Consider the following 15,530-nt stretch of genomic DNA (forward strand, 5'->3'; position numbering starts at 1 on the left):
AACAGATTTTCAATTAGCCGCGTGCGACATATGAGCCGCACTTACGGGCGCACGTATAAAACATAGAAATGAGGAAATTGTATGATTTGTCATTATCTGGAAGAACTAGATAAAGGGCTGTCTTTCGGTGAGGATTTCCCTTAACTCCGAGACCTAAGGCCCGTATATCAATATCATTTCCACTAAAGATACGTTTCACATCCGCTGTTTCACAAAGCTTTAGCATGGCATTTACCATAATCACAATGCTTCGCACCGTTTCACTGGCTCCCTCTTTTAGTTTCCGATAATCTCTAACCGGAGGATAGTCTGCTCCCTTTTCTTTTGCTAGCTTGTTCATCCTAAAGTGAAGCTGAGTCGTCTTCTCATCAATCCGTTTTGATTCCATATTTACAAGCTTTAGGATGTTATTCATCGTCCCGGGACGCTTTTCTTCTTTTGCTTCTAACCACTCATAATAGAACAGAGCCTGTAAATATAAATCAACTCCATCATCCCAAAAGGGGTCTGACTGCATAGCTTCTGGCTTTCTCACACTTTCATGGAGGTTCGTAATTAAGCGAATCAAATCGTTTTCTCGTTCGATCCAGTGAAAGGGGTTATAACGATCCGATTTCCAGGGCTCCTTTAGATTTAAACACCGGATATCAAAGCCCTTTTCCTTCAGATAATTCCCAGTAATTCGCATTAGCTCTCCTTTTACATCTAGAACTACATAGGTATTCGCCCCTTGGAGAAGGTTGGGTATAATTATGGAAGTGGTCTTATAAGTTCCCGGAGGACCTATTACTAACATGTTGTTATTGGATAACTTTCTCTTACTGATTTTCATATTCTTAGACACAATTCGGTTCTTACTTTCATCTGGATCTGCCAAAAGCTTACATAGCTTTTTAACGTCTCCCCACTCTTCGCATCCGTGTTCCTTGTCAAAATAGAAGTTACGGTAATGGTAAGCATAATAGCTCACAAACATAATCCAGAGCACAAAGAAAAGCCCCAGCATGGCTGGGGTCTTAGGATTTAGATAATTTCTAAAGGGGTGAACTGTAATCTGACGAATCGTCTCATCAATCGTTTGAAAGCTCGCTCCTGGAATCACATAAAACGCGCCGACGTAATAGCCTAACACCAAGAATAGGAGAAGAGAACCTAAATATAACCCATAAGGAGTTTGTCTTTTCATCTGCATAGTCTCACCCTCCTATCGGGATTTCAAGGGATTTGCCGGAATTCGTTCCCCTATGTCTTGGACGATTTCACTTATCTCTTTGCTTTCTATGCTTCTCTTTACCAGATCGTAATGCTTCGTAAAAAGTTCCTCTCCCGTAGGACGCTTCGTAACAGAAACCGCTTTTCCTACAGCATCCATAACAATCGGTTTTTGCTCTTTATGAATGTAAGCTAGATAAGTCTGCCCTTCATCTGTTACAAAGACTTGTTCTGTAGGAATAATCAGGGTCTGTTCATTCTCACCCCAAGTGCCTGGAATCCGCGAAGCAAAGAAACCCTGCCCTTTTACTTCTTCTCCGCCTGCGTACGAACTTTTCTCTACTAAGGACTCATGGTTAATAGATAAGGGAATGTACTCTGGGTTATTATAGTATTCTAAAAAACTCTTATCAGTAGCTAGGCGTATGTCACTTTCTCCTTCAAGAAATAGCTTCTCTATTTCTCCCGGTTCTCGGTGATATTTTTCATCTGCCTCTTTATATTTCCCTTCGGCTAATTGAATATATTGCTCCTCACTAATTGCCCCTGTATGAGTATATTCTTCCGAAGTAATCAACTGCAGACTTCCAAGCTCTTCTCCACTTTTTCTGCACTCTTCACTATATAGCTTATACCAGTGTTGCACCTTTGGTACGTCTCCATTGGCAACCATGACTTGGATTTCGCCATCTCCTACATGTAGATCTGGTAATATAGCGTAATTAATTCCTAAAGACAAAAAGTCCTCTTTTATTAACTCATCCTTTCCTTCTAGAGGAACACTAATAATACTGTCGTTATGGTTCGTTAAGTTCTGTAGATCCTGAACCGACTTTTCTCCTCCTCTTAGACTCTGCATAAGATATCGATCAAACCATGCTATATCACCGTGGATTATATGTTGATTAGATAGGATTACTTTCTTTTCCACCTATGTTCTAGTCAATTCAAGACACTCCTATTGCCTTTATCTTATCAAATAGACCCGTGTTTTCTTCACATAAATGAGTAAAAAGAGAATACGCAATCTCAATTACTTCTTCTGGTTTCTTCCGTTCTCCCTCTAAACTTGCTTTTTCTTAAGCAACTACTTTACCTGTAAAGTCAAGCACACAAACATCTATAAAATCTGAGTCAATCCAAATTCCAGCTGTCAATAGGGCATCGTCAACCACTTGCAAATTAATACCTTTTCTCCCTACATTCCCAGATGCAACATAATCGGTTTCTTTGATAAATCTTACATTTATCAAAGTATCCGTTAAAATAAATACCTATTTTAAGATACATTTTATTCTTTAAGTTATTTGCAAACATCACTGTAGATATTCTATTAATCTAGCAATATCCTCTGAATTGTTATAAAAATGAACCGATACTCTAATCCCGTCTCGAAAAGTACACACTAAGCCATTCTCAGAAAGTTCTAGATATTTTTTTTCTGTCTCAGGCAATTTAAAGTATAATATCCCAGACTCTTCTTTCTGAACCGGCGAGAGAATTTGCACTCCCTTTATCAAACTAAGTTCGTAACGTAACATTGTTTTAAGTTCATGAATCCTATTATAAATAACACTTTCCATTCCTTGAGTATATTGCAGCGCCTCTATCGCTCCTGCAATAGCAGAGAAATTCATATTACCAGTTTCAAATCTAGACGCATCACCAGCCAAATCATAACTGTATGTATAATAGTCGAATTTATTTTGCATCCCTGCCCAACCGGCAACTGGAACTCGTAACTCTTCTAGTATCTCTTGACGAATATAGGTAAAGGCTAACCCATCAGGACCCAAAAGCCACTTAAAAAACCCTGAAATCAAAAAATCAATTTCTAATTCACACAAATCAATCGGTAAAACCCCTAAACCTTGAATAGCATCAACAACGAAATAAATTCCTCTCTCTACAAAACGAGCCAATCTCTTTTAAATTTGCTATATATCCATTAGTTGCCTGAACCCAACTAATACTTACTGCTTTTGTGTGATTATCACATAGTTTTTGAATCTCCTCTAAACCCAAAGCCCCATTTTTGTTTTTTGCAAAGCGAGTCGCAACACCTCTATTTTTTAGATTCATCCAAGGATAAACATTAGATGGAAACTCAATGTCTGTAATCACCACATTGTCACCTGGCTCAAAAGGAATCATGCCAGCAACCAAATTAATTCCCATCGATGTACTTTGTGTAAACATAATTTCTTTTGCACTACAATGCAGTTTCTCACCTAGCAATTCTCGCAGGATATCCGCCTTGTTCCAATACTCTGAAAAGTTAGGCCCTCGTCGTTCTCTTTCTTTATAATATTTTGTCACTGCTTTCTCAACGCAAGGTGGAGAAAGAGACATTGCTGCCGTATTTAAATAATATACTTCACTTTTATTTCTTATTTCTTGTATCTTCTCGTTAAGCATTCTTTTTATCTTCCTTTTTATTTAGTAAATAACTGAAAGAATTAAATTTTTATATACATTAGCTGCTTTTTCCAACTCCTGTAAATCTATGTATTCATTTCCTGTATGTGCTTCCTTTATACTTCCTGGACCAAATACAAAAACAGGGACTCTCCATCCATCCATCTTACTCGCATCACAGCCATAAGCTAACCCTGAAAATTCTGACTTAAGCCCTTGTTCTACTAATACATCCTGAAATTGCTTTGCAAAAGAATTATTAATATCACTTCGATATGAAGGATCCACCAAATATGGCTTTTCAAATCTTATTAGTTCTTGCTCAGCATTGTCCAAATGTTCTAATATTGTTTTCTCTATATCCCTATATGCCTCTTTCCAAGATTCTCCTGGAATCAATCTGCGATCAACATGAATCGAGCAACTATCAGGCACAGCATTTACTGACTCCCCCCCTCGAATAAGTGAAACTGCAACGGTCGCGTTTCCACATAAATCACATGAAGTTGTGGAAACCTTTGGAATTACATAATCTTCAATAATGCGAATAACTTTTGCCATTAAGTAAATAGCATTTTCTCCATCTTGGGGTGTTGAAGTATGGGCGGCTTTTCCATAAGTGTTAATGCGAAAGCGAATGCTTCCCTTACAAGCTATTGCTACAGATAATTCGGTCGGCTCGCCAACAACCACACCTTTAAGAACCTCAGACTTTTTTTGAATTAGAGCATCTACTCCCCGATGCTTATGTTCTTCATCACAACACAGTGCTATACAAACTTTTTCTGCTTTTTCAGGGTTTTTTGTGTATGCCATTTTCAACCCCCAAATCATAGCACAAAACTGACCCTTCGCATCACAACTCCCTCTACCAAATAACTTGTTTCCCTCTATCTTACTCTTAAAAGCATCTGGCATGTTTTCTCCAGATACTACATCACTATGAGTCTGAAATAATAACTCTGTTTTATTAAAAGCTGGCTCATTCAAACAAAAGTATAAATTATCTCGTCCATCTTCAAGTACCGCTTCTCTAATATATCTAAGTCCCAAACCTGTAAGATCATTTATCACCTGTTCACTGTAACACCTAAGTATTATTTAATAAAACACTTACATTACAAGGAGATGTTACAATGAAAAATAGTCACTATGAACCTTTTCACTCTTGATATTGGACCGACACTATTTGACACTCTTCGCACACAAAGATTAGAGGACACGTCATAACCTTTCGACACATTACCATTATTAGTTATAATTTTCTAAACTGTGAAGGCAACACACCTGTTTCTCTAGAAAAAATTTTAGAAAAATAACGACCGCTATAATAGCCCACCTTCTGTGCGACCTCCTGCACAGATAGGCCGGGATTAGTAATAAGAAGACGTTTTGCGTTCGTGATACGAACTTCCGTAAGGTAGTCAACAAAACGTTTTCCCGACTTTTCATGGAAGATTTTGCTTAGATAATTGGGAGTAATATTATACATTTGCGCAATGGTATTTATAGCAATATCCTTCATGTAATTAACCTCTATATATCTCATAATCTTTACGACCATTTCTTCTTGGTATATTATCCCTGGAATGTGAATATTTCTCGCACATTCTTCTAAAGAAATAAGTAGCTCCTCAAAGGTGGTGGCTATTATTTTCACTCCAATAGAATGATATAGATAACTAGAAATAGAGGATTTATCTAATAAGTCATAGTTCTTTTTAATATCTGACTTTTTTTGCAATTCCTTTACAATATGCTGGAAGTATAGTTCTTCCTCCCTCTGATATGCACCCATCAAATTATCAAGGCTTTGTGCTAAGATAACAGCCGCTCGAAACCATGAGCACTTTGTAATAATCTGCAATTTCACACAATCATTAAGAGGTGCACAAATTCCAACCAAACGAAATTTTTTTAGGTTTAAAGCACGATTAAGACCTCTTGCTAGTGTCGAATAGGTACAACAAATACTCGTAAGTTGATTCTGATTACTTACTAGTTTTTTTATCAAAAAGCGATATGTTTCTTTGTTTTCCGAAGATGCTCCTGTCACTAAAAACAAACTTCCGTCAATAGCCGTAATCGCAAAATAGGCGTTGTATAATTCACAGCTAGATAACGCATTTTTTAACTGTTGATAACATAATTCTAATGTTTGTTCATCGTATGCAGTAATAATATAAAAATCAAAACTGTAGCTGCCACTATTTTGAAAGAAATCCACTTCTTCCTTTTTTTTATTTTTATACAAAGCAAGCGAAATATAATCGTTAAATTGCTGATTTTCACGCTTCCACCGATCATGAATCGCTTGCCTAGCCTTATTCAAAATCGCATTTAACTCTGTTGAGGATGTGGGTTTTAATAAATAGCCAACAGCTCCATATTTCAATGCTTCATGGGCATAATTGAATTCTGCAAACCCACTCAAAATAATAGAAATAGTTTTGGGTGAAACTTGTCGAAGTTGATGTAAGCAGGCCAATCCGTCCATCCTTGGCATTTTAATATCTATAAACGCAATATCCGGTTGCTCTGTTTGTGCAATGGCAGAGGCACTTTCTCCGTCCGTAGCTTCAAAATACTGAAATTGCTGTGGATAAAGTTCCTCAATCATATCAGCAAGCCCTAAACGCACTTTGCGCTCGTCATCAGCTAACAATATCTTCATGCGTTCCTCCCTCTTCTTCCAAACAAATCCATATCGTACTTGTAGTAAAATGTTCCCGCTGAGTATCAATTTCAAAAAAAGCATCTTTATAGAAATATGATAACCGCTCTTCAATATTTTTAACCCCGACTTTTTTTGATTCTTGATAACGCTCCTTATCAAATCCAACACCATCATCGGTTACCCGAATACACAAATAAGCTTTTCCATTTCTGCTAGATGCACCAATAACAATTCGAATTGTTGTCTGTTTAGCGTTTGGTTCCATACCGTGTATAATCGCATTTTCAACTAGTGGCTGAATTAATAATCTCGGTATTATAAAGTTGCGAAATGTATCATCAAACTCAATTTGATATTGCATACGCTCTTCAAAACGCATTTTTTGTAAGGCAAGATAGTCTTCAAGAAAATAGATTTCATCTTGCAGACAACACGCATCTTGATTACGGCAGGTATAGCGGAACAAATCAGTCAGGTGTAGAATACTTTGTTCCAATTTTTCTCGCTCGCCCATCCTATTCATAGTAATAAAACCATTTAGAGTATTATAGAGAAAATGCGGATTAATCTGCATCTGTAATGCCATATATTCAGCATTTTTCTGGCTTAAAACAGCACGGTACTCATTATTAATATGAGTGTCCAACTTTTGGACCATACGGTTAAAATTGCGGCTGATTACAGCAACTTCATCATTCGCATTCTCAGGCACTTGAAGCAATGTTGTTAAATCACCTTTTTCTGCCGCTTTCATTCGCTCAATCATACGGTTCACCGGCCCGGTTATGCGATAGCTATTAATTGCATAGATGATTCCGGAAATAATAATAGTCAAAATAGAAAGCGAAACCCCAAGAAAGAAAATCGGCTGCGATTGTTGTCGGATATCTCGACCCGAAGACAAGTACGCTAGTTGCCAACCGGTAGCGGGAATTTCTTCGGTATAAACCCTTAGCCGGTCATCTTCTGTTTCAATGACTTCAACATTATCGGAGATCCTCGTTGCTAATTGGTTGAATTTGGAGTTTGTCGTATAAATAGTCTCTCCATGTTCATCAATCAACATCAAACAGGAATTTGCTCCAGTATCCATTTCCTTAAATATTTCTTCCAGCCTAGGCGAAGAAGCCTCAACCCTTATTACCCCCAGTGGCTGTTGGTTACTGATATTTTTGGCCAACCGAATAACAGAAAAAGTGATTTCTTCATTACTTTCTTTGCTAATAGTTTCACCTCTATTTTGCGAAATATAGATAAAGTTTCCATTCGCTTCAATCGCCTTCTGAAACCAAGGCGTTTCCCGGTATGCGTAGGTATTGCTAACATCAATATTTACATTTTTATATGCCATATGATATGCATTATCAATGTCATTCATCGGCGCAAATCCAACGCCCATAATATTGCTATCAGAGAAAATCAGTAACTTTTGTATAACCTTACGATAATTATAATGTTTTAAAAAGTATTCATAATCATCTGGAATCGTATAATATTCCTCACTACTAACATACTGGTAAAAATCCATTACTTCTGTATATCCTATCAGGGAAATCGAAAATTCTCTCAATTCTTCCGTATAATTCGAAATATTTTCTTGCATGGAAACTAATGTATTACGTACCATTTGTTCAGATTGATTTTCTAAACGATTATTAAAATATACCATCAGCACTGCCGTTAATAATAGAAGTGGAATCAGCGTTCCGCCTAAGAACAGAATTAATAGCCGCGCACGAAAGGTCTTGCGGTACTTCATAAACATTCTCCTTTGTATTCCAGTTTGGATAATTATATCATAAAAGGAGTATTGATTTTGATGATTTGTAGAAATGAAGACCTGCATTGTAGAATTAGGACATTTAAAAGAATTTATAATACTTTTATAATCTGATTAAGACATTCATATGCATATAATGTTAACGATAATACTTACAATGCAACAAACAAGGATAAGAAAGGATGATTATTATGAAAAAGTTATTAAGTGTATTATTAACACTGACACTAGTTGGTAGTCTGTGCATCGGTTGTTCCAAGGCCCCAGAAGATAATGGAAGCACTTCTGAAACGAAGACATCCAAAAGTGACTCTGATAAAGACGGAACAACCTTGACATTTGTTCAACATATGTCAGGTGTCATTACCGATGAACTTCAGGCAGTATTGGATGAATTTAAAGCCGAAACCGGAATTACAGTAGAGCTATCTAGCCCTGGAAGCGATATCGAGGAGGTCATGAAAACTCGTATGGCATCTAACACTTTGCCTGATTTGTGGACCACACATGGCTGGTCAGTTGCCCGTTACGGAGAATACTTACGCCCAATGAACGACCAAGCTTTTGTGGAGCATATTGTTCCTTCTATCAAAGATTTAATAACCGGTCCTGACGGCAATATTTACGTCCTGCCTATCGATGCGGATATATGTGGGATTTCCTATAATGCAACTGTTTTAGAAGAAGCAGGCGTTGACCCAGAATCTATCCTCACATGGGAAGACTTTGAGGTAGCTTGTGAAAAGATTAAGGCCATCGGCAAAGTCCCCCTATTCTTTGACGGTAAGGACCCATTGGCATTTGGACAATTTTTTGATTTTGTAGCTCCAACACTATACACAAACGACGAAGAGAATAATCAAAGAGAACAATTTCTGGACGGAAGCTTTGATTGGGAAAAATGGCGCGAAGTATGTGAAATCCTTGAGCGCTGGACCGCTAACGGATATTTGAATACAGACGCATTAACCGCTGACTACATGACCGCTTGTCAGTCTCTAGGTTCAGGAGATGCTGCATTTATGTTACGAAATGCTAATGTAATTGTAGAAGCATGGACTACGAACCCTGATGCCAAACTTGGAATTCTTCCAATTCCTGGTAAAGACAGTGATAATTCGCGTTGCGTAATCGGTGGAGAACGCTTAGCTGTAGGTGTTTGGAAAGACTCACCCTATATCGAAGAAGCATTGCAACTAATTGAATATTTATCTCAACCTGAAGTCTGTTCGCGATTAGCAACAGTAGCTGGGATGCCAGCAGGACTTGATACTGCTGAAAGTGATACTGGGAAACTTGAGCCTTATTACGAGCGAGTAATGTCGGACGATATCCTGACTATTCCTTACTTTGACCGCGAGTATCTGCCAAGCGGTATGTGGGACGACTTATGTGTGACCGGAGCTAGTATAGTGGCAGGAAATGAAGGTGCTATTGATGACACCATCGATCAGATGCGTCAAAGCTACGAGGACAAAATGGCACAGAAATAACATAAACATTGGCCGTCAATAGAAATGTGGGCGGCCTTTTTAAATATAGTCACCATGAAGGAGTGATTCAATGAAAAAAAAACATAATAACAATATCATCACCTTGTTTTACGTCCCTGCATTAGTCTTGTTTTTAATCTTTGTAGTCTATCCGTTCATTGAAGGTATTCGCATCTCATTCACTAACTGGAACGGATATTCACAGAACTATACATATGTAGGGGCAAAAAACTACCTTCGATTATTTCAAGACAAAAACGTACGGACAGCACTTATCAATACACTAATATATGGAATTGGAAGTACCTTTTTACAAAATGTTATAGGACTTTTATATGCAGTCTTTCTTGATAGCAAATTCCGGGGCCGTACGTTTGTACGAACTATAATTTATCTTCCCGTAATGATTGCCCCCTTAGTTATGGGCTATATCATGTACTTTTTGGTACAATACGATAGCGGTGCAATTAATGATATCTTGGCATACTTTGGCAGACCGCCAGTTGACTGGATGAATAGTGGCCCCCGCGCAGTAATCATCATGACACTCATTAACAGTTTGCAGTTTGTTGGTATTTCTATGGTTATTTACATGGCTGGATTGCAGGGAATTTCTAGAGTTTATTATGAAGCCGCCTCAATTGATGGAGTCTCTCGTTTACAGGCTTTCCGCAATATCACTTTGCCACTGCTAACCCCTGCCATTACCTCAGCAGTAATTATTAACCTGATTGGTGGATTGAAACTATTTGATATAATTATGGCCTTGACTATGGGGGGGCCCGGATACTCATCCCACTCTCTCTCAACATTAATTACCAACCAATACTTTCGCTCCCAAAATGCCGGTTACTCTGCTGCCATGGGTGTAGGAACTTTTCTGTTGATTATGCTTATCAGCAATTTAGCAATGCACTATTTTGATAAAAAGGAGGTCTATTCATGATAAAAAAGAAAGCCTCTATTTGGAAATATCTGTTGTCCCTAATAATTATATTAATTCATGTTATACCACTCTACATTTTGATAGGCGTAGCTTTTAAATCAAAGATGGATACTAGTTCGCGTTGGGTATTGCCGAGCTATATTTGGTCAGATAATTTTAAGAATGCTCTATTTCGCGGAAATATGTTGTTAGCACTTAAGAACAGTACCATCATTACCAGTATAGCCGTCATATTAATAACACTTCTGGGTGCTTTTGCAGCTTTTCCATTAGCTAGACGCGCCACAAAACTGGATATATGTGTACGCGGATTTATTATGGGAGTTATGATGGTTCCGCCCTTAAGCATTTTGGTCCCATTATACTCGAACATGGCAAAGATGAATGGTTTGTCAACCTACTGGGGAATTATTGTTATTCTTGTAACCTTTCAACTACCTATGAGTATTTTTTTGTTTACAAACTTTATTAAATCCATTCCGTTGGCACTAGACGAAGCTGCAGCTATTGATGGCTGTGGGCCTCTGCGTACTTTTGTTCACATCATCTTACCACAGTTGAAGCCTGTTATAGCTTCGGTTGTAATCTTAACCGGAGTAAATTGCTGGAATGATTACCAATTTTCATTGTATTTACTTCAGTCACCTAAACTAAAGACAGTAACACTGGCCATATCCAGTTTCTTTTCATTACAATCAAGTGACATTAACGCAGCTGGCGCAGCCGCTTTGATCGGCATTGCTCCTATAGTATTACTCTATTTATTCTTGCAGAAGTATTTTATTAAGGGGATGGTTGACAGCGCCATCAAATAGAAGGAGGATTCCATGATTACAGTAAAAAATAATATGTTCTTCCTACATGGGAAAGATATGTCTTATATTATCAAAAAAGACGACTCGGGATACTTATATCACTTATATTACGGTCAACGATTAGAAGAGCGGGATTATCAAATACCCCAAAACCCTCTGAGAGGCTTTAGCGCCGCTGATATTAATGACCCAAATAGGGCTTCTATTCCTAGCAACGATATTGGCTGGCTACCCAAAGATGAAGATGGAAAATCTCTTGATGAAGCCCCCCAAGAATACCCCACCTATGGTAGATATGACTTGAGAACACCGGCCGTTGAAATCGAATACGAGAATGGTAACCGCATTACCGATTTGCGCTATGATCACCATGAAATTCTCCGCGGAAAACCTAGTTTAACAGGGTTGCCGGGAGCTTACGCTAAGCAGGACGAAGCACAAACGTTAAACATTACTTTGGTGGATAAAGTTGTATGTATCCAGGTTGTTCTAAGCTATACCGTATATGATAAACATAATGTCATTTGCCGTAGTGTTCAAATCCAAAATCAGGGAACAGAAAAAATAATTCTCCGACGGGCTTTCTCCGCTAATGTTGATTTTGTTGGTGGCGCTCGAGATTCAATCTCTTTTCCAGGTGGATGGGCAAGAGAGCGCCACACGAATCGGCAGAGAATTCACCACGGTATTCAAGAATTTAGCTGCGCCCGAGGTGGTAGTGGACATCAAATGAATCCTTTTGTAATTGTCTGTGACGTGGATGCCAACGAATATCACGGAAATTGCTATGGCTTCTCACTTGTATATAGTGGCAACCATAGTACCATAATCGAACAAGATCAATACAATGTGACTCGCATACAGATGGGTATTCATCCTGCCACGTTTGCATGGGAAGTTGAACCCCAGCATACGTTTCAGACACCCGAATGTATTCTAGCTTTTAGCCAACACGGACTAACCGCTCTGTCACAAAGCTATCACGATTTTTTCAGGGATAATTTTCTGCCGGGTTATTGGGCTAACCGTGATCGACCAATTCTATTGAACAGTTGGGAAGCCTGCTACTATGACTATAATGAAGAAAAGCTTTTGGACATTGCTGCAAATGCAAAAGCTTTAGGTATAGAAATGCTGGTAATGGATGATGGATGGTTTGGAAAACGCAATAATGACCACTCATCATTAGGTGATTGGAATGTAAACACAGAAAGGCTTCCAGGTGGTTTGGAGCAATTGGCCGCTAAAGTTACTAGTCTAGGCTTGGCCTTTGGTTTGTGGATGGAGCCAGAGATGATTTCCCCTGACAGCAATTTATATCGCTCACATCCTGATTGGGCTATCCACGTACCCGAGCGCACCCCTGCGATTACCAGATGGCAATATGTTCTGGATATTACAAAACCGGAAGTACAAGAATATGTTATTGAATCCGTAGCAAGGATATTAAGCGTTCCTGGTATATCATATATTAAATGGGATATGAACCGCCATATTACAGATATGCCCGATAGCGGATACAATCATCGCTATACTTTAGGACTCTATCGGATTTTAGACGAATTAACTAGGCGTTTCCCGAAAACATTATTTGAGAGCTGTAGCGGTGGCGGTGGACGAATGGATCCCGGTATTATGTATTATATGCCTCAGACATGGATTAGCGATGATTCTGATGCTATTGAGCGCTTGTACATTCAGGAGGGGACTTCCTATGCCTATCCACTGCAATGTATGACAGCTCATGTATCGGCTGTACCTAATCATCAAACCGGACGTATTACTCCTCTGACTACTAGAGGCAACGTAGCACAATTCGGAATATTCGGTTACGAATTAGATATCGCATCTCTAACAGAAAATGAAAATGCTGAACTCCAAATGCAAATAGGGACGGCCAAGAAACTTCGCACGCTGATCCGTACCGGCGATTTCTATCGACTTGTATCACCTTATATGGGAAATGACTGTGTATGGCAGGTAATGTCCAAGGACAAGCGAGAACTTGTCTTGCTATTTGTTCGAGTTCTAGCAACGCCAAACCCTAATACCACTATAATCAAATTTAGGAATCTACTCTCAGACAAAAACTATTGTGATGTTAACAGCGGAAAAAAATATGGCGGTGACGAACTAATGTATATGGGACTAAACATCGAAGTCGGCGCCCATGATTACTTTAGCATCCTAATACACCTCAAAATTGGAGAGCTTTAAATTGTTTCTGTAAATAGAAATCCTCCATGATGAGATTAATGTGAAATATGGTAAACGCTTCTTTGCAGGAGCATCTTATCCTAATTAATATACTTTAAATCCGTTCATAATTGGATATATACTTCAAAGAGCGATTAACAAGATCTATAGAATTTCTTGAAGCATACAGTTTCTGTTGTTATAATTAATATATGAGGGACAGCCTTCAAAACGGTTTGCCTGAATAGAATTTGAAAGTCTACCAAAGTCGTGCTGAGCTGAACGGACCCCCATAAGTTAGATTAAAGTCTAGCTTATGGAGGTCCGTTCAATTCTCTAGCGGGTATTTTCGGCTCTATACTAAATAGCGTAGAAATTATTTTCTCACAACATTTTCTGCTTTCTGTTCCGCAGCATGTAATATTTCCGGTTTTCGTGTCATAATTCCCCTAAACTCAACCCTGCTGACTTTGACGCTGGCAGGGCTTTGTTTTATATGAATTAACTGTTACTGAAAATTCTACATTCATCACTATTTGTTGCGTTCCACAAATCATCAAATAATTTTAAAATTGTGCCTGGTGATTCAACTATCTGAATAATAGAACGTGTTTTTCCTATTGAATTAATAGAAGCGCCTAACGACCACACTCTATCATTATTAATATTATATTTTAATATAATATATCGATCATGAAATGATAAGTCCTTTCCGTTACGAGTTGTTCTATATTCTATTTTCAAATCTGTTTCCTCACCCAACACAATACTCAATTTAGTGCTTTGTACTTCCTTATAGGTCAAAAAATCTGATGCACTCATTGAATCTTTTGTTTCTTTATTTTTATGAATTACTCCATATGAGTTTAGCACCTTAATTACAATGCCTCTCTTGCTACATTGAAAAGCAGTCTTTACTATATCCTCTGCACACATATATGGATCAATAATCCATAACTCTTCTAAGTCCCATAACAAGTTGCTATTTATTATATTAACTATATCACTTATTGCTTGATCATGTTGATTTACCGTATACGATTTCAAATATCCTTTTTCCACAAACCATTGATCCTTTAATCTCGCATTACGATTGGTTGCATTCTCCATTTCGTAAAAAAAATACACTGAGCCTAACCTCTGTACATTAGACAATTCTACATTTTGTTCTTCATTCTCATAATGTAATATTCTTTTACCTGAAGCTTGCTCAACAATTTCCGGTGGTGTTACTTGCGAATAATAATTACTTAATACACGATAATCAAAGCACGCATAAAACAATGTCAATTCATTAGTAATATCAGTTATAGCTATAGTAGTTTTATATTGATTCGCCAATGCTTGAGTAATATCCAAACACTAAGACATTGATTAGTAATAGCGAAGTGATAGAAACCTCTGTCCAACCATATACCTCTTTAGCATTTGCTTTGTCGATAACAACACGGACCATACCATGAGCAACTAAGGCACTGCAGGTTGGAACCAGTAATAAAATAAACATATTTTTGTTCGATATTTTGATTGATACTGTTTTTGAAAATACCACCCGCAAAAGCACAACAAATAAGAGCAAACTTAACTTTGAAAATAGGACAACGGAAAGCAAATTAACCTTAGTGTTAAGAAAGATAAAACTACAGCAAACCTCTATCGTCATGGCCGAAATGCTAAATAAAAAAGCCAGCCCTATTTTTTGTACTAACCCTCCCTCATATCCCACTAATGATATTAAAATAAATATAAATAAATTCACAATTAAATTAATCGGTCCAATTATCTGCTGCAATTGCCATATAATATAAAGCAAATATAAAACCACTTCAAAAGCATTTCTTTTGAAATCGTCTTTTTTGTTAAAGAATGTCGTCAAAAACAACCTGTAGATTGGTATCATTGATAAGGCAATCAATTGGTATAGTATACTGTTCAGACTAGAAATCATATTTTTCTCCATTGGAACATATAATCTCGCGAATTATCTTTCGGC

Annotated in this window: 12 protein-coding genes and 1 pseudogene; 4 read left to right on the plus strand and 9 right to left on the minus strand. The window is 37.8% G+C overall.

The window, feature by feature from the left end:
* Window positions 1-13 precede the first annotated feature (13 nt).
* The 7 genes and pseudogenes from NHH16_RS14390 to NHH16_RS14425 all read right to left on the minus strand — a co-directional run bounded on the left by NHH16_RS14390 (window position 14) and on the right by NHH16_RS14425 (window position 8,066).
* Window positions 14-1,192 (minus strand): type IV secretory system conjugative DNA transfer family protein, encoded by a 1,179-nt coding sequence (locus NHH16_RS14390; RefSeq protein ID WP_262070294.1) that lies wholly within the window; start codon window positions 1,190-1,192, stop codon window positions 14-16.
* A gap of 12 nt (window positions 1,193-1,204) precedes the next feature.
* A complete protein-coding gene (locus NHH16_RS14395; protein ID WP_262070295.1) occupies window positions 1,205-2,071 on the minus strand; it encodes a hypothetical protein in 867 nt (288 codons plus the stop codon).
* 220 nt (window positions 2,072-2,291) lie between these two features.
* Window positions 2,292-2,465 carry a hypothetical protein gene (locus tag NHH16_RS14400; RefSeq protein ID WP_262070296.1) on the minus strand — a complete coding sequence of 58 codons (174 nt, stop codon included), beginning with the start codon at window positions 2,463-2,465 and terminating at the stop codon, window positions 2,292-2,294.
* Between the two features lie 63 nt (window positions 2,466-2,528).
* A pseudogene (locus NHH16_RS15795) lies at window positions 2,529-3,630 on the minus strand (aminotransferase class V-fold PLP-dependent enzyme).
* A 21-nt stretch (window positions 3,631-3,651) separates the two neighbouring features.
* Entirely contained in the window at window positions 3,652-4,704 is a 1,053-nt protein-coding gene (locus tag NHH16_RS14415) for a M20 family metallopeptidase (protein ID WP_262070299.1), read from the minus strand.
* A gap of 181 nt (window positions 4,705-4,885) precedes the next feature.
* Window positions 4,886-6,304, minus strand: coding sequence for a response regulator (locus tag NHH16_RS14420; RefSeq protein WP_262070300.1), 1,419 nt, complete (start codon window positions 6,302-6,304; stop codon window positions 4,886-4,888).
* Window positions 6,285-8,066, minus strand: a complete 1,782-nt coding sequence (locus NHH16_RS14425) for a cache domain-containing sensor histidine kinase (RefSeq protein ID WP_262070301.1) — start codon at window positions 8,064-8,066, stop codon at window positions 6,285-6,287. Before NHH16_RS14425 ends, NHH16_RS14420 begins: the two co-directional genes overlap by 20 nt.
* Before the next feature lie 212 nt (window positions 8,067-8,278).
* Here NHH16_RS14425 and NHH16_RS14430 point away from each other — a divergent pair, with 212 nt between their 5' ends.
* The 4 genes from NHH16_RS14430 (at window position 8,279) to NHH16_RS14445 (ending at window position 13,558) form a co-directional block, all read left to right on the plus strand.
* Window positions 8,279-9,580, plus strand: a complete 1,302-nt coding sequence (locus tag NHH16_RS14430) for an ABC transporter substrate-binding protein (protein WP_262070302.1) — start codon at window positions 8,279-8,281, stop codon at window positions 9,578-9,580.
* 70 nt (window positions 9,581-9,650) lie between these two features.
* Window positions 9,651-10,526: a carbohydrate ABC transporter permease gene (locus NHH16_RS14435; RefSeq protein WP_262070303.1), complete on the plus strand. Its 876-nt coding sequence runs from the start codon at window positions 9,651-9,653 to the stop codon at window positions 10,524-10,526.
* Window positions 10,523-11,341, plus strand: a complete 819-nt coding sequence (locus tag NHH16_RS14440; protein ID WP_262070304.1) for a carbohydrate ABC transporter permease — start codon at window positions 10,523-10,525, stop codon at window positions 11,339-11,341. The genes NHH16_RS14435 and NHH16_RS14440 overlap by 4 nt, the downstream gene beginning before the upstream one ends.
* 12 nt (window positions 11,342-11,353) lie before the next feature.
* Window positions 11,354-13,558, plus strand: a complete 2,205-nt coding sequence (locus tag NHH16_RS14445; RefSeq protein WP_262070305.1) for an alpha-galactosidase — start codon at window positions 11,354-11,356, stop codon at window positions 13,556-13,558.
* A 480-nt stretch (window positions 13,559-14,038) separates the two neighbouring features.
* On the opposite strand, the gene NHH16_RS14450 is transcribed toward NHH16_RS14445, so the two are convergent.
* Together NHH16_RS14450 and NHH16_RS14455 are read right to left on the minus strand one after the other, a co-directional pair.
* Window positions 14,039-14,878 (minus strand): VPA1262 family N-terminal domain-containing protein, encoded by an 840-nt coding sequence (locus tag NHH16_RS14450; RefSeq protein ID WP_262070306.1) that lies wholly within the window; start codon window positions 14,876-14,878, stop codon window positions 14,039-14,041.
* Complete coding sequence (locus NHH16_RS14455) at window positions 14,862-15,485, minus strand: hypothetical protein (protein ID WP_262070307.1); 624 nt, start codon at window positions 15,483-15,485, stop codon at window positions 14,862-14,864. The genes NHH16_RS14450 and NHH16_RS14455 overlap by 17 nt, the downstream gene beginning before the upstream one ends.
* Window positions 15,486-15,530: the final 45 nt, after the last annotated feature.

It is taken from the genome of Ohessyouella blattaphilus, assembly GCF_024721265.1.
Classification (GTDB): domain Bacteria; phylum Bacillota; class Clostridia; order Lachnospirales; family Lachnospiraceae; genus Aequitasia; species Aequitasia blattaphilus_A.

Excerpts from the sequence above, each read along its gene's own strand:
- NHH16_RS14425 (WP_262070301.1), bottom strand. The coding sequence starts at position 8,066 with ATGAAGTACCGCAAGACCTTTCGTGCGCGGCTATTAATTCTGTTCTTA.
- NHH16_RS14390 (WP_262070294.1), bottom strand. The coding sequence starts at position 1,192 with ATGCAGATGAAAAGACAAACTCCTTATGGGTTATATTTAGGTTCTCTT.
- NHH16_RS14395 (WP_262070295.1), bottom strand. The coding sequence starts at position 2,071 with ATGCAGAGTCTAAGAGGAGGAGAAAAGTCGGTTCAGGATCTACAGAAC.
- NHH16_RS14420 (WP_262070300.1), bottom strand. The coding sequence starts at position 6,304 with ATGAAGATATTGTTAGCTGATGACGAGCGCAAAGTGCGTTTAGGGCTT.
- NHH16_RS14445 (WP_262070305.1), top strand. The coding sequence starts at position 11,354 with ATGATTACAGTAAAAAATAATATGTTCTTCCTACATGGGAAAGATATG.
- NHH16_RS14440 (WP_262070304.1), top strand. The coding sequence starts at position 10,523 with ATGATAAAAAAGAAAGCCTCTATTTGGAAATATCTGTTGTCCCTAATA.
- NHH16_RS14435 (WP_262070303.1), top strand. The coding sequence starts at position 9,651 with ATGAAAAAAAAACATAATAACAATATCATCACCTTGTTTTACGTCCCT.
- NHH16_RS14455 (WP_262070307.1), bottom strand. The coding sequence starts at position 15,485 with ATGATTTCTAGTCTGAACAGTATACTATACCAATTGATTGCCTTATCA.
- NHH16_RS14430 (WP_262070302.1), top strand. The coding sequence starts at position 8,279 with ATGAAAAAGTTATTAAGTGTATTATTAACACTGACACTAGTTGGTAGT.